This window comes from Streptomyces sp. 2114.4 (assembly GCF_900187385.1).
GTDB lineage: Bacteria > Actinomycetota > Actinomycetes > Streptomycetales > Streptomycetaceae > Streptomyces > Streptomyces mooreae.
In genome coordinates, this window is the sequence record NZ_FYEY01000001.1 from 7,053,922 (window position 1) to 7,073,289 (window position 19,368).

Below are 19,368 nucleotides of genomic sequence, written 5' to 3' on the forward strand. Positions count from 1 at the left end.
CGGCGGCACCGCGCGGCCCGCTTCCCCGGGGCCTGTCTTCACCGCCGGGCCGCGGGACGATGGTCCTTTGACCGCGGCACACCGTCCGGGCCCTTCCTGCGGCGCAGCTCGTACCCGGCCAGCACCACGGCCACCGTCAGCAGACTCAGCCAGAACTGCGCGCGGCTGTCCGGCAGGAACGCCATCGCCCCGATCACCAGCGCCATCAGCGCAATGGTCACCCAGCTCAGCCAGGGGAACAGCCACATCTTCAGCGTCAGCCGCTCCGGCTCCGTGCGCTCCAGCTTCCGCCGCAACCGCACCTGCGCGACCGCGATCGTCAGGTAGACGAACAGGGCGATGGCGCCATAAGAGTTGATCAGGAACTCGAAGACGACATCGGGTGAGATCCAGGCCGCGAGCACCGACAGATAGCCGACCGAGGTCCCGGCCAGCAGCGCCCGCCGGGGTACCCCGCTGTCGCTGACCTTGGTGAAGCCGCCCGGCGCATCCCCGTTCCGGGTGAGCGCGAACAGCATCCGGGAGGACGTGTAGAGCGCGGAGTTCAGGCAGGACAGCACGGCGATCAGCACCAGCGCGTTCATCACCGTGCCTGCCGCGGGCACCGCCAGCCGGTCCAGCACCGCCGCGTACGGACTCACTTCGATCGCCTTCGACGTCCAGGGCACCACCGTGACGACCAGGAAGACCGACAGCACGTAGAAGGCCACCACCCGTAGCACGATCGACCGGATCGCCCCCGCCACCGCCCGCTCCGGTTCGACCGACTCGGCGGCCGCGATGGTGACGATCTCGGCGCCGGTGAAGAATCCGATGCAGGGCACGACGGCGGCGAGCACCGCTCCGACGCCCTCGGGGGCGAACCCGCCGTGCGCGGTCAGATTGCCCAGCCCGCCGGGGGCGCCGGGCCACAGCCCCAGCACGAACAGGGCGCCGAGCACGAGGAACACCACGATCGCCAGGACCTTCACCGACGAGAACCAGTACTCGAACTCGCCGTAGGAGCGCGCCGAGACCAGATTGGTCGCGGTCAGCAGCGTCATCAGCACCAGACTGACCGCCCACAAGGGGGCGTCCGGAAGCCACAGCTGGACGATCCGGCCGCCGGCCACCGCCTCGACGGCGACCACGATCACAAAGAAGTACCAGTACAGCCAGCCGACCGTGAAACCCGCACGCGGCCCCAGCGCCTCGCGGACATGGGCGTAGAAGGACCCCAGCGCCGGGCGGGCGACGGTCATCTCGGCCAGCATCCGCATGATCAGTACGGTGAGCACGCCGGCCGCGAGGAAGGACAGCACGGCGGCCGGGCCGGTGGATCGCACGACCACCCCGCTGCCGACGAACAGCCCGGCCCCGATGACCCCGCCCAGCGCGATCAGCCGCATATGGCGGCGCTGGAGCCCCTGCTGCAGACCGCCCGGCCCCGTCGTCGTCCCGGTCTTGGCCGTCTTCGTCGTGCCGTGGTCCCGTACCGTTCCCGTGCTCATGGAAACCGACGCTAATCGGCCAACCGTGCAGGGCTGTTGCCGCGGTGTTTCAGGGCCCGGGACGTTTCAGGATCCGGAACGCTTCAGGACCTGGGACGCCTCGGCACCCCGATGCCGCGGAGGGCCGTGCTCCGCTCTCACCGGGGCAGGACGCATACCGGGACCGGAGCCGGGAACGGCTCGCCCGTGCGTCGGAGCGCCCCGGTCCGGGCATCCACCGAGAACACCGTCACCGACCCCGACTTCTGGTTCGCCGCGAACAGCCACCGCTGATCCGGCGAAAAGGCGATCTGCCGGGGGAAGTCCCCGCCCACCGGCACGGTGTCCAGCAGCCGCAGCCGTGCCCCGGCCGCCTCCACGGCATAGCGGGTGAGGCTGTTGTGACCGCGATTGGCGAGGAAGGCGAAGCCGCCGTCGCGGGTGACCAGGAGCTGCGCCGGGTAGCTGGTGCCGGTCCCGGTCCCCGTGGCCTGCGGCGCACCGGGGGTCAGCCGTCCGGTTCTCCGGTCGTAGCGGCAGACCACGACCGTGTTGTCGACCTCGTTCGCCAGATAGGCGAAGGCACCCGACGGGTGGAACGTCAGATGCCGGGGGCCGGCACCGGGCCGCAGCGACGCATACGACACCTGGGTGAGCTCACCGGCCGACTCGTCCAGCCGGTAGGTGTAGACGGTGTCGTTGCCGAGATCGACGGCCAGTACGTGCCGGCCGTCCGGGGCGGTGATGATCTGGTGGGCATGCGGCCCGTCCTGACCGGGACCGGGCGGCGGGCCGGTGTGGGTGACCAGATCCGTGCGCGCGCCGAGGGATCCGGTGGCGCGGTCGACCGGATGCACGGCGACGCTGCCGGAGAGGTAGTTGGCGCTGAGCAGCCAGCGGCCGCTCGGGTGCACCGACAGATGACAGGGGCCGGCGCCGCCGGTGGACCGGGTGCCCAGCACCGTGGGCGGTCCGTCCGGCCTCAACGCCATCGCGGTCACCTCGCCCCGCTCCTGCTCGTCGACCGCGTAGAGGGTGCGGCCGGACGGTGCCAGGGCGAGGTAGGAGGGGTCGGCGACACCGTCCACGAGACCGGTGCGGGTGATCCGGCCGGTCACGGTGTCGTACGTACCGAGTCCGACCCCGGCCCCGCCGCCCGGGGCCGAGGTGTACGTCCCCAGGAAGAGCGGCCGGATGCGGCGCCGGCGGTGCCCGGCTGCGTGGCGGGTGGCGTGTCCGGGCGCCGGATCCTGTGCCGTCAGCAGGCCCGCCCCGCCTGCCCCGCCCGCCGCGGCCAGCCCCGCCGCGATGCCGAGGAACCGCCTGCGGTTGACGCGGCTGCTCCCTGTCCCGGTCTGCGTTCCCGTACGCGCTGCGCTCATGCCACACCTCGGCGGTCGGTGGTCCGTGATCGGGGTCGTGGGAGCAGGGTGGCCCGCCCTCGCCCGCCGCGGCAAGTGACCCGCCCGAGGGGCGTGAGGTGACCCTGACGACCCCCTACATCCCCATGATGACCATGACCCCCTCCCGTAGCACTCCAGTCGTACGGCACAACCCATACGCGGACTGATTCGCCGCACCCCCCACTGCTCGTAGTTTGTTGATCAAGGCGCAGAGATCATCGAAAGGCCACGGGTATCTATGTACGGCAAGGCGTTCGCCCCGGAATATCAGGGCGAGTTGGGTACGGCACTGGGCGTGAACTCCTCGTACGAGGAGGTGCTGGCGACGGCGAGCCGCGCGCATGCCGAGGCCGGTACGGCGCTGGAGCGGTCCCGGGCCGCGCTCGCGGTCGCCGAGGCGAACCGTCGGCTCGGCCGGGTGACGCAGGCGGGCGACGCCTGGCGGGAGAGCTACCGCAGTGCCCGTGGTGCCGGTGACCGGGGCGCCATGGCCTGGGCGCTGTGGAGCGGCGGCACCCTGGCCCGGCAGTGCGGCTCCCTGCCGCTCGCCCGCCGGCTGCTCACCCATGCCGTGGCGCTGGCCGACGGCAGCGGCGACCGCCTCGCCCACGGCTACTCGCTCGCCGGCCTCGCCGAGACCGGCCGCATACAGGGCGACTACGAAGCGGTCGCCGAGCTCCACGAGCAGTTGCTGGAACAGGGCCGGGCGCACGGCGAGGCCCGGCACATGGTCTGGGCGATGTCCGGCATAGCCCAGATGCACCGCAACACCGGCGGCTACGACAAGGCCCTGGAGCTGTTCGAGGAATCCGCCCGTATCGCCGCCGAGGCCGATGACTTCCGTGGGCGCGCCTGGTCGCTGCGGGGCGTCGCCGATGTCCTGTCCGTCCAGGGGCAGACGGAGCGGGCGCTGACGCTGCTGTCCGAGGCGGAGGCCATCTGCCGCACCATGGACCTGGCCAGTGCCCTCGCGTACAACCACAAGATGCGTGGCAACGTGTTCTACCGGGCGGGCCGTTACGAGTCGGCGCGCGAGACGTACACCCTCTCGCTGCGGGAGTTCCGCGAGATGCAGGAGCCCCGTGGGGAGGCGCTCTCCCGGCTCGGCCTGGCGAAGTCCCGCGCCCGCCTCGGTCGCGACCGGGAGGAGACCCTGGCCGAACTCGACGCCCTGGAAGCGGACTTCACCCGCATCGGACTGCGCCACGCCCGCGACATGGTCATCGCCTTCCGTGCAGAGCTGACCGCGCAATCGGCGCCAGAAACTCCCGCTCCTCGGTGCGATGCCACCACGCCCGGGTCTCCCGCAATTCCCGCCACGTCGTGAAGCGGTAACGGAAGACCCGGGCCCTGACCCGGGCCGGCGGCAGATCCGGGAACGGATTGCGGTGCAGCAGCCGCAGCGTGTCCCGGTCGTTCTCCAGCAGCCGGGCGACGAACGGGACGAACCACGACCGCGCATAGGCCGGTGACAGCGCGGCGAACCACATCAGCCAGTCCAGCCGGAGGTGATACGGCGCGAATTGGCGCGGCAGCCGTCCTACCGCACCCGGCTTGCCACGGAATTCATAAGGGAGCCAGATCGTCTCCGGCCCGGTCACCGCATCCGCGGTCCCCTCCACGACGATTTCCCGGCGCACCCGCGTAATACTGCCGAAGGCCCCGTACGAATTGACCAGATGCAGCGACTCGTAGGACGTGTTCATCATCTGCTGCCGGGCCAGCAGATTGCGGGCCGGCCGATAGCTGAGGACGAGGACCCCGGCCGTGGCGAGGAGGACCAGGACCTCGAACCACAGCGGGGGCGCGGGCAGCGGCGTGGACGGTGGCCCCCACAGCGGGGCCGCGGCCGAGACGGCGAGCGCGATGGTCACCCAGTTCAGCCAGGCGAAGTTGCCCGAGAGTACCAGCCACAGCTGGGTGACGACCATCGCGACCGCGGCCCACCCGGCGATCGGCTGGGGAGTGAACAGCAGGACCGGCACGGCAAGTTGGGCGACATGGTTGGCCGCCACCTCGACCCGGTGCAGGGGCGCCGGCAGATGGTGGAAGAACCAGCTCAACGGGCCGGGCATCGGCTGCGTTTCGTGGTGGTAGTACAGGCAGGTCAGATCCCGCCAGCAGTGGTCGCCGCGCATCTTGATCAGCCCGGCCCCGAACTCCACCCGGAACAGCACCCAGCGCAGCAGCCACATCACGGGCACCGGGGGAGCGATCTCGCCGTTCCCGAGGAACACCGCGAGCGAACCGGCCTCCAGCAGCAGCGACTCCCAGCCGAAGCTGTACCAGGTCTGCCCGACGTTCACGATGGACAGATACATCGCCCACAGCACGGCCCACAGCACCATCGACGCCCACAGCGGAACGGCATCCGCCGCCCCCGCCGCCACGGCCGCGGCCAGCAGCGCCCCGCTCCACGACCAGAGGGCGAAGAAACGGTCCGAATAGTGCCGGTGAAAGACCGAGGGCGCCGCGCGGAACGGCACCTGCGCCACGAAGGCGGGCACCGGCAGCATGCCGCGCGCGCCGATGAGCGCCCGGAACTGCCGGGCCGCCGCCACGAAAGCGACCACGTAGAGGACGGCCAGCATGCGCTGGAAGAGCAGCCGCCCGAGCCAGTATCCGGAATCCGAGAACCATGCCACCCGCCCATGGGTAGCACTGCCGCCGGGTGCCCCGCAGCAGGGCGCGCGGCGACGGGAGCCGGATCCGCCGCTCACTCTTCAGCGTAGGGAACGGGGCGAATGCAGCAACCGGAGGGCCATTGGAGTGAGTGATGTGCGTCACATATTGCGCCCGTTTTCCCCTCATTCAGCGGCCTCGTATCCGCATCTTCCGATGACGTGCCTGCGCCGCCGGGAAACGTCGAGCGCGCGGAGTGCGGCGTCGTTACTCTGAGGGGCGACGGACGACCTTTCTGGGAGACGCCAACACCATTGGCCCGTCGCGGGAACGCCACAAACCTTGGCCGACCTCCCGGTTTGTGAAAAAGGCGCCACCGCGTCGGACCAATACCTCAGAAGAAGGAGTGCGTGGTGGCATTGCACAAGGCTCAACACAAGCAGCCCCGTTTGAAGCAGGGCGAGCGGCCCGGCCGGATCAAGGAAGTCCGCAATCTGGACGTCTGGGACCGCTGCGCCCCCGTGCGCCTCGCCGGCTGCGATGACGATCCCGCCGAACCGAATATCTTCCGCGGTATCGACTGAATCACCGATCGCTCGGGCGTCGGCCCTGACCCGTGGGCCTCCTCCTCCGGGGTCGGGGCCGGCGCCCGAGCAGACACAGCGGCCGGTGAGCCCGTCGGCATCGCACGGCGGCGCCACCGCGGGGGGGCGGGCAAGACCGGGCACCCCAGGGGCTCGCACTGACCCGAACGGCCCAACCGGGGGTGGAACTTTTCCCGCCCGTCCGTCTCTGTCCGCCCGCCCACCGCCCGTCCGTGGCCGGCCGGTGCGGCCGCGGTCAGTCGGCGTAGAGCTGCCGCTGCGGCACGATCTGCTGAGGCTGACTCGGGCTGGACCACAGCAGCTTCATATAGGCCTCCCCGGTCTGCTCCGTGTGGTCGAGCCGGATGCTGTGCCGGTGACCGGCCCGCAGGGTGACGGTCCCCTTGTCGGCCTTCGGGCCGTGCGGCGTGGTGTTGTCGATCACGAGCTTGCCGTCGATCCACAGCCGCACGGTGTCGTCGGAGACGGCGGTGAAGGTGTACGTCTCGTCGAAGCGCGGCTGAATGCTGCCGGTCCAGCGGGTGCTGAAGTGATCGGCGGGGATCGCCGGGTCTGGGGAGCCGTCGAAGCGGTAGGCCTTGTTCACCGTCGGGTCGACGGTGGTCACCGCGGGCGGGCCGGTGAAGGAGCCGTTCGCCCAGCTCCGCGCCGTCAGTCCCGTTCCGGTGCCGGCCGGTGCGTCGGCCGGTGGTGTGATCGTGAGCCGGATGACGGTGGCGAGCGGACCGGTGGCGGTGCCGGACGGCGTCAGGTCGAAACCGTCTCCGGCCCGGGCGACCTTCACCTGCTGAGAACTGCCCAGCACCCGGGCCGCGGTGATCTCGAACCGCCCCTTGGCGGTGAGGTGCAGCGGCGCGCCGGCGGCCGGCCAGGAGGTGACCGCGGCGTACAGCGTGCCGCCCCGCCGGGAGACCGTGCCCCAGGACGGGTCCGCCACCAGTCCGGTGTATCCGGCCCCGTGGACCGCGTCGCCCTGGCCGTACGCGCCCAGCCACCGGCCGGTCTCGCGCAGCCGGTCGACGGACGGCTGCGGGATGCGCCCGGTTTTGTCGGGGCCCACGTTGAGCAGATAGTTGCCGCCGCGGCTCGCCACCTCCAGCAGATTGCGCACCACCGTCGCCGCCGGCTTCCAGTGGGTGTCGTACCTGGCGTAGCCCCAGTGGTCGTTGAGCGTCATACAGCTCTCCCACAGCTGCCCGTCGACGGGCTCGGCGGGAATCTCCTGCTCCGGCGTGCCGAAGTCCCCGTCGACCACCTCGCGTTTGCCGACGCGGTTGTTGACGATCAGGTGGGGGTTCAGCCCGTGCAGATACGCCTGGAGGTCGGCGCCGTCCTGACGCGACCAGCGGTTGGTGGGGTTGTCCGCGTCCCATTCGCCGTCGAACCACAACAGCGCCGGGTCGTAGCTGTCGATCAGCTCCTTGAGCTGGCCGTACATCCGCTTCTTGTAGCGCGGGAAGGTCGCCGGGCCGGCGAAGTCCGGGTCGTGCCAGTCCCAGATCGAGTAGTAGAAGCCGAGTTTGATCCCGGCGGCGTCGGCGGCCTTCTTCAGCTCGGCGAGGATGTCGCGGTGCGGGTCGAAGGCCGAGTGGTCGCGCAAATTCCAGGTGTTCTGCCGCGTCGGCCACATCGCATAGCCGTCGTGGTGCTTGGCCGTGATGACGATATAGCGCTGGCCGGCGTCCTTGGCCGCCCGGACGATCGCCCCGGCGTCGAAGGCGGACGGGTTGAAGGTTGCGGCCTGCTTCTCGTACACGTCGTCCGGGATCTCGCACTCGCGCTTGATCCACTCCGCGTTGCGGCACACCGTGCCGTCGGGCCGGGTGTACTCGCCCTCCAGGTTGGAGTACGCGCCGAAGTGGATGAACATCCCGAAGCGGTCCTGACGCCACCACGAGGTGCGCGACGAGGTGAAGGGATCGTCGGTCGCGTGGTTGGCTCCGGGGCCTGCGGCGGGCCGCGGCGGGGGCTGTGCGGCGGCCACGGGGCTGCCTGCGGCCAGCAGCAGGGCGCCCAGCACCCCCATGGGCCCCAGCAGCCGGAACGGTCTGGTGCGGCTGAGCATCGCTCGCTCCTCGGGTCAGTTGGTCACGTACGTGCCTCCTGTGCCACCCCGCATGGTGCAGGGGCCGCACGCGGACCGGAAGACCCCGGACGCGCCAAACATCGGAGCATCTGCCGGAAATCGGAGGGGAGTTGGGGGAGACGGAGGCCTCAGGGGCGCAAGACCTCGGATCTCAGTGGGGCGTCGGGGAGAGCGGCCGGAAGGGACGTCGCCGCGGGCCCGGGGGAGTGCCGGCCGGCAGCGGGCGCTCTGGATAACCACCGGACTTGTCGGTTCAATGGGCCTTCCGGTCGCATTCACTGGAGGCACCATGGAAGCCGTCGTCCCGTCCGCCGCCGGCGCCCCGGCCATTCGCTGCGCGGGCCATGAACGCGACTATCCGTCCTTCCTCGACCGCGCGGCGCGGATCGCCACCGGGCTGCGGGCGGCGGGAGTCGAGCCCGGCGACCGGATCGCCGTCGTGATGCGCAACGAGCCCGCCCATCTGGAGATCACCACCGGGGCCGCCCTGCTGGGCGCCTCGGCGGTACCCGTCAACTGGCACTTCCGCCAGGACGACCTGCGGCATGTGCTCACCGACAGCGGCAGCAAGGTCGTCTTTGCGCACAGCGACCTGCTGGCGGCGGTGACCGCCGTGCTCCCCGACGGCGTACGGATCGTCGAGGCCGCCGTTCCCGCCGGGGTCGCGGCCGCTTGCGGGATCGCCGTACCGCCCGCCACGGGAGAGCACCCGCTGCTCGACCGGTGGCTGGAAGGCTTTGCCCCGCTGGACCAGGCCGCCGGGGAGCGCCCGCCCACCGTGATCTACAGCTCCGGAACCACCGGGCTTCCCAAGGGAGTTCTGCGCGAACCCGTCGCTCCCCAGCAGCTGGAGGAAGGGGTGCGGTTATTCCTGGAGCGCTTCGCCGTCGCCCCCGGCGGACGCACGCTCATCCCCGCGCCGCTCTACCACGCCTCTCCCAGCCAGCACGCCGTCCTCGCCCTCGCGGCCGGCCTGGACATCACCCTCATGCCGCGCTTCGACGCGGAGGAATTCCTGCGGCTGATCGCACATCACCGCATCGAGCAGGTGCAGGTCGTGCCGACGATGTTCGTACGGTTGCTGCGGCTGCCGAAGGACGTACGCGAGCGCTACGACCTGTCCTCGCTCACCTCCGTCGTACACGCCGCGGCGCCCTGTCCGCCGCACATCAAGTACGCCATGATCGACTGGCTGGGACCGGTACTGCGGGAGTACTACGGCGGCAGCGAGACCGGCGCCGTGACCTGGTGCGACAGCGCCGAGTGGCTGGCCCACCCCGGCACCGTCGGACGCGCCACCGGAACCTGCGAGGTGGCGGTCATCGGCCCCGGCGGCGAGCCGCTGCCGGCCGGAGCCACCGGTGACATCTACCTGAAGCCCGGCGACGGCTGGCCCCCGTTCACCTACCTCGGCGACCCCGCCCGGCGCGCCGCCATGGAAGCACCTGGCCTGCCCGGATACGTCACCATCGGCGACATCGGCCATCTCGACGCGGACGGCTATCTCTTCCTCAGCGACCGCCGGAACGACATGGTCATCTCCGGTGGCGTCAACATCTACCCCGCGGAGATCGAAGGCTGCCTGCTCGCCCTCGACGGGGTCCGTGACGTGGCGGTCTTCGGTATCCCCGATGAGGAGTTCGGCGAAGTCCTCGCCGCCCATCTGCAGACCGAACCCGGCGTGCTGCTCAGCGCCGAGGAGGTACGCGCCCATGTCGCCGGGCGGCTTGCCGGGTACAAGGTCCCCCGGGCCGTGGTCTTCGAGGAGCTGCTGCCGCGGGACGAGTCGGGAAAGCTCTTCAAGAGGCAGCTGCGGGACCCGTACTGGGCGGAGCACCACCGCGCCATCTGAGCCTCGGGCCCGCCCGCCCCCGAGTCATGACGAGACGCAGAGTTCGTTGTTCTCCGGGTCGGCGAGTGTGGTCCAGGCAAAGGGCCCCTGCTTGCCGTGGTGCAGGAGCGTGGCCCCCTTGGCGATCAGCCGCTCGACCACGGTGTGCGGATCGTCGGGGCCCGTACGCACGTCCAGGTGGACGCGGTTCTTGGCCACCTTGGGCTCCGTCACGAGCTGGAAGAGGATGCGCGGCGCCCGCTCCAGGCCCTCCGGATGGCGGATCGCGGCGCCGGCCTTCCATACGAGGGTGCCGTGGTGGGTAGTGGTGTCGTCCTCACTCGCCCGGCCCTCGGCGATCATCCGGCGGATGAACGTCTCGTCGCTCGGCTCCACCTCCCAGCCGAGGGCGTCGGCCCACCAGTCGGCGAGCGAGTGCGGGGCGGCCGAGTCAACGGTTACCTGGAAGGTGTATGCCATGGCCGGACTCTACCGACGGCGGTCACGGCGCGTCGGCATGCACTGTCGGCAAGGTGCTCAGCTCCGTACGGCCGGTGGGCCGGTGTGGCAGTGGTGGCGGGACCGAGCCGCGTGCGACGGGCGCCGGGGCTGATGCCCCGGCGCCCGTCGGTGTGTGGAGAACTCAGTTCGTTTTCCCCTGGCGCCAGCGGGACCAGGTCACGACCGTCAGGCAGGCGGTCGTCCACATCACGACGCTGGCGGTGGCCACGGACTCGACGTACTGCTCGTAACCGTCCGTACGCAACTGGACTGCGAGAAAGCCCAGCACCGTCCCGAGCGCCGCGAGTGCGGCGGCCAAGGAGGCGAAGGGTGGTGGCTGCTTCATTTCATCTCCTCTCTTCACTGTGATCCGGCACGGTGTCCGTCGAGTCTAAGGCGATCTCGTCACCCGGTGATCAGACATGAGCAACGGCGAGACTGTGCACAGGTCCTGGTTCACTCCGCGCCAACCGGCGTCCCCCGCCCGGTTCCTGCAGTCTTACTCCCGAGGTAATCGACCCGTACCGCGAGGACTGGGAACGTGGACACCGACGCACCAGCCACCCCACGCCGGAAAGGCAGTCCCATGACGGCATACGCCATCGCCCACTTCCGCCCCGCCGCCCCGCATCCGGAGATCTTCGACTACATCGAGAAGATCCAGGCGACCCTGGACCCCTTCGGCGGTCGCTTCCTCGTCCACGGCTCCGAAGTGGAGGTCACGGAAGGTGACTGGCCGGGAACCGTGGTCGTCATCGCCTTCCCCGACCTGGCACGGGCCCGCGGTTGGTACGACTCGCCCGCCTATGCGGAGATCCTGCCGCTGCGTACCCGGCACATCGACGGTGATGTGGTGCTGGTGCCGGGGGTGCCCGACGGTTACGACCCGGCCGTGACGGCGGCGAGGCTGCGGGCGGCGGCGGGGCCGGCCGAGGGGTGAGGACGGGCTGCGTTCCCGTATCGGCGTCGGGATGACGGCGGCGACCGGTCCGCAACGGCGCCTCCGGGACGAGAGCGGGGCGATGCCGGGGACCGTTCCGCAGTGGTGGCCGGCCGGCGTCCGGACCGGCCCGCAACAGGGGCCGGGCGACCCGGGCGCCCTCCCCGGAGCGGTTCCGGAAGCCGCGTCGGCGGGCTCCGCACGAAGGCGCGGATTCTTCTTCCCCAACCGTGACCAGCCTCTCGCACCCCCGCTAGAGTTTCACCCAACAACGCAGGTGAAACCGCTTCCACAGGGTTCCGGGGGCAGTTCACCCCGGGGGGAGGACACACAGCGATATGAGCCGCCGTTCCCATGGATTAATGGCCGTCTGGGCCGAGGCGCAGCGTCAGCAGCAGCGCCAGCAGGAAGCCCAGCGCCGCGCGCGAGCACAGCAGCAGCGCGACCAGGAACGGCAGGCACGGGACGCCGAACGCGCCATGGCGCGGATGCACCGTGAGCGGCAGGCGGCCTACCGGCAGCAACGCGAGGCCGACGCCCGCCGGCGGACCGAGGAACTTGACGCCCGCGTCACCGCCCTGACCGGCCTGCTCGCCGACGGCTGCCGCGCCCCCGCCTTCTCCGCCGCCGCGCTGCTGCGCCCCGAGCGGATCGAGGAGTTCGCGCCCGGCGCCCTCGCCACGCCGGTACCGATGCCCGACCCGGCCCGCTATCACGCGCCGACGGGCGGCTGGCACCTCGGCGCCCGCCGGGACCGTGCCCAGGAGGAGGCCCGCGCCCGCTACGAGCAGGACTGGTACACGGCGCAGGCAGCGGAGAGCCGCCGGCAGGCCCAACTCGCCGCCTACCGGCAGCAGTACGACCAGTGGGCCGCGGGCGCCCTGGCTGAGATCCGGCAGCACAACTCCGGCATCGAGGAGTTGCTGTCGGGCCTGCGCGCCGGCGACGCGGACGCGGCCGTCGAGTACTTCTCCGCCGCGCTGTACTCCTCCACGGCCTGGCCGGAGGGCTTTCCCCGGCAGATCGCGGCGGCCTACGACCCGACGGCCCGTCAGCTCGTCCTGGACTGGGAGCTCCCGGGCTACGACATCGTCCCGGAGACCAAGTCCGTCCGCTATATGCCCACCGCTGACCAGGAGAAGGAGACCGCCAGGCCGGCCACGCAGCGACGCGCGCTCTACCGCGAAGTGCTGGCCCAGAGCGTGCTGCTGGTGCTGCGCGACCTCTTCGCCGCCGATGGTTACGGCACGCTGGACTCGGTGGCGCTGAACGGATTCGTGGACGATGTGGACCCGGTGACCGGCCGCCCGGCCCAGGTGTATCTCGCGACCGTGATGGCTCCCCGCAGTTCCTTCGACACCTTCCGCCTTGAGCAGGTCAGCGCGGTGGAATGCCTGACCGACGGGCTGCGCGGGCAGCTCGCCGCCCGCCCCGACCAGCGGACCGCGGTCCGCCCGGTGCGCCTGCCGGCAGACGTGGGCGGCGGGGTCGTCTCGCACGGCGCGGAGGGCGAACCGGATCTCTACGAGATGGATCCGATCGCGTTCGAGAACCTGATCGCCGAGCTGTTCCGCGCCATGGGCATGCAGGCCGTGACCACCCAGCGTTCCGGCGACGGCGGGGTCGACGTGGATGCGCTGGACCCCGATCCGATCCGCGGCGGCAAGATCATCGTGCAGGTCAAGCGCTACCGCAACACCGTCCCGCCGACCGCCGTCCGCGACCTGTACGGCACCGTCCAGTCCGAAGGCGCCAACAAGGGCGTGCTGGTGACCACCTCCCGGTTCGGTCCCGGCGCCCACACCTTCGCCAACGGCAAACCCCTCAGCCTCATCGCCGGCCCCGAACTCGTCGATCTGCTCGGCCGTTACGGGCTGCGCGGACGGCTCGGCGGGGACGCCCCGTCCGGCCCGTCCGCCACCGAGGAGGCGGCGGACCACAACATCCTCGGTATGAACTGGTCCGGGGAGGTCGCCCTCGATGTCTGTGCCCTGGTGTGCAAGGGCGCCGACGTGCTCAGCGACGATCACTTCGTCTTCTACAACAACCCCCGCAGTCCCGACGGTTCGGTCCGGATGCTGCCCGGCTTCGCCCCCGACCGGGCCGCGATGCAGGTGCGGTTCGAGGCGCTCCCCCCGGCCGCCGACCGGCTGGTCCTGGTCGCGGCGATCGACCCCCAGGTCAACCCCGACGCCGATCTCTCCGGCTTCACCGACGCCCGGATACGTCTGCTCGACGCCTCGGGGGAGGAGCTGGGCACCCTGGAGGTCTCGGACGGACGGCAGGGCGAGACCGCGCTGGTCCTCGGATCGTTCCGCCAACGGGAGGGCGGCGACTGGGACTTCGTGATCGGCGGCAAGGGCTTTCCCGGCGGCCTGGAAGCGCTGGTGCAGGAGTACGGCATCGAGGTCGCCTGAAGGCGGCTTTCCGGGCCGGGGCGTGGCCCTGGGCGGGTCGGCCGGCACCGATGGACGCCATGGAGACAGGGGAGGTCGTGGACGGATGGAGGCCATGAAAACGTGGTGGCCAGGGAGGGAGGGGTGAGGCTCCCCAACATGTCCCATGGCGCTCGTCTGACCGCCCACAGCGACGTTTCCACCTCCCTGGCCCTTGTGAGTGATCGCGGACTGCGCGAGCTCGTGGACGCGGCCGCGCCGCTCGGCTCCGGCATCGGTGGAAAATCGGCGCTGCTGGAGGTTTCCGGAACCCCGGTCTTCGTGAAGCAGGTGTCCCTGACCGATCGGGAGAGACAGCCGGAACACGTCCGGTCCACGGCAAACGTGTTCGGAGTGCCGCCCTTCCTCCAGTACGGCCTCGGCAGCCCGGGATTCGGGGCCTGGCGGGAACTGGCCGTGCACACCATGACGACGAACTGGGTACTGGCGGGGGAGTACGAGGGCTTCCCCCTGATGTATCACTGGCGGGTGCTGCCGGAGCCGGCGAGGCCGCTTCCCGGGGAACTGGCGGACGTGGAAAAGGCCGTCGCCTACTGGGGCGGCGGACCGGAGGTGCGCAGCCGTATCGAAGGGCTCCAGGGGTCGTCGGCGACGGTCGCGCTGTTCCTGGAGTACATCCCGCAGAACCTGCACGACTGGATGGGCATGCAGTTCCAAGCCGGTGACGAGGCGGCCGGCCGGGCATGCGCCATGGTCGAGAGGGAGCTGGAAGCCGGCACCTCGTTCATGAACGCACGCGGACTCCTGCACTTCGACGCACACTTCGAGAACATCCTGACCGACGGCCGGCGCCTCTTCTTCACGGACTACGGCCTCGCGGTCTCCTCCCGGTTCGAGCTGTCGCCGGACGAGGCCGGCTTCTTCGAACGGCATCGGACCTATGACCGTTGCTACACCGTCACGTACCTGGTGCGCTGGCTGGTCACCGCTCTGTACGGGTACAGCAGGGACGAGCGCGACGCGTGGGTGCGCGTCTGCGCCGGCGGCGAGCCGCCCTCGGGAATCCCGGTCCCGGCCGCGGAGTTCATCGCCCGGCATGCGCCGCTCGCCGCGGTGATGGCGGAGTTCTTCCGCAAGGTGCACAAGGAGAGCAGACAGACCCCGTACCCGCTGGAGCAGATCCGCCGGGTGGCCGGCGGGAGGTACGGCGCGCCCCTCGGCTGACGGCCGTTGTGGCTGATTCCGCGGAGGCCTCTCTCTGCCCGCTCCCTGCCGGAATGCGCCCGCCACCGGGCACTCCTGGGGTGTCCCGGTCGTTTGTTCCCACGTCACCTCACAGCAATGGAGCCCACTGACGTGAAGATCACCCTCGACGCCGACAAGTGCTGTGCCGCCGGCCAGTGCGTGCTGATCGCCCCCGAGGTCTTCGACCAGCGCGACGAGGACGGCGTGGTGGTGCTGCTCGACGCCGAACCGCCCGCCGGACAGCACGACGCGGTTCGCGAAGCGGCCGCCATCTGCCCGGCCGCCGTGATCGAGGTGGACGCGTGACCGGGCTGCCGATCGCCGTCGTCGGCGCCTCGGCGGCCGGCCTCGCCGCGGCCGAGGCGCTGCGCCGCTTCGGCTGGCGCGGCCCGCTCACCCTCATCGGTGACGAGCCCCATCTTCCTTACGACCGGCCACCGTTGTCCAAACAGCTGCTGCACGGCGCCTGGACGCCGGAGAAGCTGCTGCTGCGCACCGCGGACCAGCTGGCTCCGCTCGACCTCGACCTGCGACTCGGCACCCGCGCCACCGGGCTCGACGTGGCCGGCCGCACCCTCACGCTCGACGGTGGTGTGGGGGCTTCCCCGCTCGCGGAAGGCCGGGAGCGGGGGACGCTGCGCTGCGCCGGCGTGATCATTGCGACCGGTGTCGCGGCCCGTTCCCTGCCCGGCGCCGACCGCATCGCCGGAGTGCACACCCTGCGCACCCTCGACGACGCGCTGGCCCTGCGGGGCCGGCTGGCCCATGGGGGTCCCCCCGGCAGTGAGGGCGTAGCCGCCGGGGGAGGGGGAGGTGGCCGACGGGTGGTGATCGTCGGAAACGGTGTACTGGGCTGTGAAGCTGCCGCGGTGGCACGGGAGTTGGGCCACGAGGTCACCCTCGTCGGCATCGAGGCGACACCGATGGCCGCCGCCGTCGGCACCGAGGTCGGCGAACTGCTCGCCGAGGAGCACCGCGCCCGCGGCGTCCGGCTGCTCACCGGAGCGGTGGACGGCTTCGAAACGGTGCCCGCGGACCCGGCCGGTGGCGGCGACCTGCCCGGTGCCGGCGCACCGCGGCTCACCGCCGTACGACTGGCCGAGGGGGGTAGCCCCGCCGGTGAGGGCGTGGCCGCCGGGGGAGGGGGAGGCAGCCGGCTGCCCGCGGACCTCGTGCTGCTGGCGATCGGCTCCCGGCCCGCCGTCGACTGGCTGGACGACCCGGCCCTGGACATCAGCGACGGACTGCGCTGCGACGCGTACTGCGCCGCCGCCCCGGGTGTCTATGCCGCGGGCGATGTGGCCCGCTGGGACCATCCGGTCCACGGCCGCCCGCTGCGCTTCGAGCACCGGATGAACGCCACCGAACAGGGCATGGCCGCGGCCCGCAACCTCCTGGCCGAACTCGCCGCGGAGGCGTCCGGTCCCGCCGGGGCCGAGGCCGTCGCCGGGGCCGAGGACGCCGCCCCCGCGCCGGAGCGCCGCCCGTTCGCCCCCGTGCCGTACTTCTGGTCCGATCAGTACGCCGTCAAGATCCAGGCGTACGGGCTGACGGCGGGCGCCGACCGGGTCGAGACCACCGTCCTGGACCGGGCGGCGCGCCGTGCCGTTGCGCTCTACGGGCGGGACGGCCGCGCCGTCGGCGTGCTCGCGGCCGGGCTCCCGCCCCGCCGGGTCAGGGCGCTGCGCGCGGTCATCGCCGCGCCCCTGCCCTGGGAGGAGGCGCGCGAGCGGATCGCCGCCGCCACGGCGGCCGGCTGAGCGTGCACCCGCGGTCGTGCCCGATCATGGACGCATGGCCGACTCGTACGTACGGGTGCGCGGCGCCCGTGAGCACAATCTCCGCTCCGTCGATGTGGACATCCCGAGGGACGCGCTGGTCGCGTTCACCGGGGTGTCCGGATCGGGCAAGTCCTCCCTCGCCTTCGGCACCCTCTACGCCGAGGCGCAACGCCGCTACTTCGAGTCGGTGGCCCCCTATGCCCGGCGGCTGATCCACCAGGTCGGCGCGCCCAAGGTCGAGGACATCACCGGCCTGCCGCCCGCCGTCGCCCTGGAACAGCGCCGCTCCGCGCCCACCTCCCGCTCCTCGGTCGGCACCGTCACCACCCTCTCCAACACCCTGCGCATGCTCTTCTCCCGCGCCGGCGACTACCCGGAGGACGTGACGGAACGTCTCGATTCCGACGCCTTCTCGCCCAACACCGCGGCCGGCGCCTGCCCGGAGTGCCACGGGCTGGGCACCGTCCACCGCGTCACCGAGGACTCCCTCGTCCCCGACCCCTCGCTCACCCTCCGCGAGGGCGCCATCGCCGCCTGGCCCGGGGCCTGGCAGGGCAAGAACCTCCGTGACATCCTCGACGCCCTCGGCCACGACATCGACCGGCCCTGGCGCGAGCTGCCGCAGACCGACCGGGACTGGATCCTGTTCACCGACGAGCAGCCCGTCGTCACCGTGCACCCGGTCCGTGACGTGGGCCGGATCCAACGCCCCTACAAGGGCCAGTACATGAGCGCCAAACGCTATGTGCTGCACACCTTCGCCGACTCCAAGAGCGAGACCCTGCGCAGGCGCGTCCAGGGGTTCATGGTCGCCGAGCCATGCCCGGTGTGCCACGGGCGGCGGCTGCGTCCCGAGGCGCTGGCCGTCACCTTCGAGGGCCACGACATCGCCACCCTCGCGGGCCGTCCGCTGAGCGCCCTCGCCCGGCTGCTGCGGCCCACCGCCGGGCGGGCCGACGACGAGGTGGCACCGGTACTCGCCCGCGACCTGGTGGCCCGTATCGACGTCCTCACCGAACTCGGCCTGGGGTACCTGAGCATGGACCGGCCGGCGCCCACCCTGTCGGCCGGCGAACTCCAGCGGCTGCGGCTGGCCACCCAGCTGCGCTCCGGTCTCTTCGGCGTCGTCTACGTCCTGGACGAGCCCTCCGCCGGCCTGCACCCCGCCGACACGGAGTCCCTGCTCACGGTCCTGGGGCGGCTCAAGGAAGCGGGCAACTCGCTGTTCGTCGTCGAGCACGACATGGACGTGGTGCGCCGCGCCGACTGGATCGTGGACGTGGGCCCGCACGCCGGGGAACACGGCGGGCAGGTCCTGCACAGCGGCCCCGTCGCCGCGCTCGCCGACGCCCCTGCCTCCGCCACCCGCCGGTTCCTCTTCGAGCCCGCGCCTCCCGCCGCGCGCCCGGTGCGCAGCCCCTCGGGCACCCTCACCCTGCGCGGCGTCACCCTGCACAATCTGCGCGGCCTGGAGGCGGCCTTCCCGCTCGGCGTCTTCACCGCCGTCACGGGTGTCTCGGGATCGGGTAAATCAACGCTGGTCACCCGCGTCCTCGCGGACGCCGTACGGGACCATCTCGGCGCGGTCGAGGACCAGCAGGACGCCGCCGACGGCGACGCCGCCGGACCGATGGCCCGCGCCCGGCTCACCGCCGCCGAGGGCCTGGAGGCGATCGACCGGCTGGTCCGCGTCGACCAGAAGCCGATCGGCCGCACCCCGCGCTCCAACCTCGCCACCTACACCGGGCTCTTCGACGCGGTGCGCAAGGTCTTCGCCGCCACCGACGAGGCCCGCGCCCGCGGCTACGCCCCCGGGCGGTTCTCCTTCAACGTCGCCGGCGGCCGCTGCGAGACCTGCCAGGGCGAGGGCTTCGTCGCCGTCGAACTCCTCTTCCTGCCGGGTACGTACGCCCCCTGCACCGACTGCCACGGCGCCCGCTACCGCCCCGAAACACTGGAGATCACCTACCGGGACCGGACCGTCGCCGACGTCCTGGCGATGACCGTCGACGCCGCCGCCGGCTTCCTGGCCGATCTCCCCGCGGCGGCCCGCAGCCTGCGCACCCTCCAGGACGTGGGCCTGGGCTATCTGCGGCTCGGCCAGCCCGCCACCGAACTGTCCGGCGGCGAGGCGCAGCGCATCAAACTCGCCACCGAACTCCAGCGCACCCGCCGCGGCCACACCCTCTACCTCCTCGACGAGCCCACCACCGGACTGCACCCCGCCGACACCGAGGTGCTGCTGCGCCAGCTGCACGGCCTGGTCGACGCCGGGCACACCGTCGTGGTCGTCGAGCACGACATGGGGGTGGTCGCGGGCGCCGACCACGTCATCGACCTCGGCCCCGGCGGCGGCGCGGACGGCGGCCGGATCGTGGCGGCCGGAACCCCGGCCGAGGTCGCTGCGGCACCGGAGAGCCGTACCGCGCCCTACCTGGCCCGGCGGAGGGCGCGGCCGGACGCCTCTTGACGGTCCGCTAATGTACGCA

15 protein-coding genes are annotated in these 19,368 nt (G+C 71.6%); 9 read left to right on the forward strand and 6 right to left on the reverse strand.

Annotated elements, in window-relative coordinates:
* Nucleotides 1–38: 38 nt before the first annotated feature.
* Both CFW40_RS31155 and CFW40_RS31160 read right to left on the reverse strand, forming a co-directional pair.
* Nucleotides 39–1,490 (reverse strand): amino acid permease, encoded by a 1,452-nt coding sequence (locus CFW40_RS31155; RefSeq protein ID WP_218136780.1) that lies wholly within the window; start codon nucleotides 1,488–1,490, stop codon nucleotides 39–41.
* A 137-nt stretch (nucleotides 1,491–1,627) separates the two neighbouring features.
* Entirely contained in the window at nucleotides 1,628–2,851 is a 1,224-nt protein-coding gene (locus CFW40_RS31160) for a lactonase family protein (RefSeq protein WP_088801108.1), read from the reverse strand.
* Nucleotides 2,852–3,110: 259 nt separating this feature from the next.
* Between CFW40_RS31160 and CFW40_RS31165 the strand changes: the two genes are divergently transcribed.
* Nucleotides 3,111–4,199, forward strand: a complete 1,089-nt coding sequence (locus CFW40_RS31165) for a tetratricopeptide repeat protein (protein ID WP_088801109.1) — start codon at nucleotides 3,111–3,113, stop codon at nucleotides 4,197–4,199.
* Here CFW40_RS31165 and CFW40_RS31170 read toward each other — a convergent pair.
* Nucleotides 4,093–5,517: a lipase maturation factor family protein gene (locus CFW40_RS31170; protein ID WP_088801110.1), complete on the reverse strand. Its 1,425-nt coding sequence runs from the start codon at nucleotides 5,515–5,517 to the stop codon at nucleotides 4,093–4,095. The two genes, CFW40_RS31165 and CFW40_RS31170, sit on opposite strands and share 107 nt — an antisense overlap.
* 390 nt (nucleotides 5,518–5,907) lie before the next feature.
* Here CFW40_RS31170 and CFW40_RS37330 point away from each other — a divergent pair, with 390 nt between their 5' ends.
* A complete protein-coding gene (locus CFW40_RS37330; protein WP_176956261.1) occupies nucleotides 5,908–6,078 on the forward strand; it encodes a hypothetical protein in 171 nt (56 codons plus the stop codon).
* A 256-nt stretch (nucleotides 6,079–6,334) separates the two neighbouring features.
* Here CFW40_RS37330 and CFW40_RS31175 read toward each other — a convergent pair whose 3' ends face one another.
* Nucleotides 6,335–8,164, reverse strand: a complete 1,830-nt coding sequence (locus CFW40_RS31175) for an alpha-L-fucosidase (RefSeq protein ID WP_088801111.1) — start codon at nucleotides 8,162–8,164, stop codon at nucleotides 6,335–6,337.
* Nucleotides 8,165–8,474: 310 nt separating this feature from the next.
* Between CFW40_RS31175 and CFW40_RS31180 the strand changes: the two genes are divergently transcribed.
* Nucleotides 8,475–10,037 (forward strand): AMP-binding protein, encoded by a 1,563-nt coding sequence (locus CFW40_RS31180; protein WP_088801112.1) that lies wholly within the window; start codon nucleotides 8,475–8,477, stop codon nucleotides 10,035–10,037.
* A gap of 24 nt (nucleotides 10,038–10,061) precedes the next feature.
* Here CFW40_RS31180 and CFW40_RS31185 read toward each other — a convergent pair whose 3' ends face one another.
* Both CFW40_RS31185 and CFW40_RS31190 read right to left on the reverse strand, forming a co-directional pair.
* The gene (locus CFW40_RS31185; protein ID WP_088801113.1) at nucleotides 10,062–10,496 is read right to left on the reverse strand and encodes a VOC family protein; all 435 of its coding nucleotides are present in this window, start codon (nucleotides 10,494–10,496) and stop codon (nucleotides 10,062–10,064) included.
* A 163-nt stretch (nucleotides 10,497–10,659) separates the two neighbouring features.
* Complete coding sequence (locus CFW40_RS31190; RefSeq protein ID WP_088801114.1) at nucleotides 10,660–10,863, reverse strand: SCO3870 family protein; 204 nt, start codon at nucleotides 10,861–10,863, stop codon at nucleotides 10,660–10,662.
* Nucleotides 10,864–11,103: 240 nt separating this feature from the next.
* On the opposite strand from CFW40_RS31190, the gene CFW40_RS31195 reads away from it, so the two are divergent.
* From CFW40_RS31195 to uvrA, 6 genes are all read left to right on the forward strand, one after another.
* Nucleotides 11,104–11,457, forward strand: a complete 354-nt coding sequence (locus tag CFW40_RS31195) for a DUF1330 domain-containing protein (RefSeq protein WP_088801115.1) — start codon at nucleotides 11,104–11,106, stop codon at nucleotides 11,455–11,457.
* Between the two features lie 362 nt (nucleotides 11,458–11,819).
* The gene (locus tag CFW40_RS31200) at nucleotides 11,820–13,874 is read left to right on the forward strand and encodes a restriction endonuclease (protein ID WP_256331187.1); all 2,055 of its coding nucleotides are present in this window, start codon (nucleotides 11,820–11,822) and stop codon (nucleotides 13,872–13,874) included.
* 138 nt (nucleotides 13,875–14,012) lie between these two features.
* The gene (locus CFW40_RS31205; RefSeq protein ID WP_088802487.1) at nucleotides 14,013–15,077 is read left to right on the forward strand and encodes a hypothetical protein; all 1,065 of its coding nucleotides are present in this window, start codon (nucleotides 14,013–14,015) and stop codon (nucleotides 15,075–15,077) included.
* Nucleotides 15,078–15,209: 132 nt separating this feature from the next.
* Complete coding sequence (locus tag CFW40_RS31210) at nucleotides 15,210–15,404, forward strand: ferredoxin (RefSeq protein WP_088801117.1); 195 nt, start codon at nucleotides 15,210–15,212, stop codon at nucleotides 15,402–15,404.
* Entirely contained in the window at nucleotides 15,401–16,858 is a 1,458-nt protein-coding gene (locus tag CFW40_RS31215; RefSeq protein WP_088801118.1) for an NAD(P)/FAD-dependent oxidoreductase, read from the forward strand. Before CFW40_RS31210 ends, CFW40_RS31215 begins: the two co-directional genes overlap by 4 nt.
* A 34-nt stretch (nucleotides 16,859–16,892) precedes the next feature.
* Nucleotides 16,893–19,349, forward strand: a complete 2,457-nt coding sequence (gene uvrA, locus CFW40_RS31220; protein WP_088801119.1) for an excinuclease ABC subunit UvrA — start codon at nucleotides 16,893–16,895, stop codon at nucleotides 19,347–19,349.
* Nucleotides 19,350–19,368: the final 19 nt, after the last annotated feature.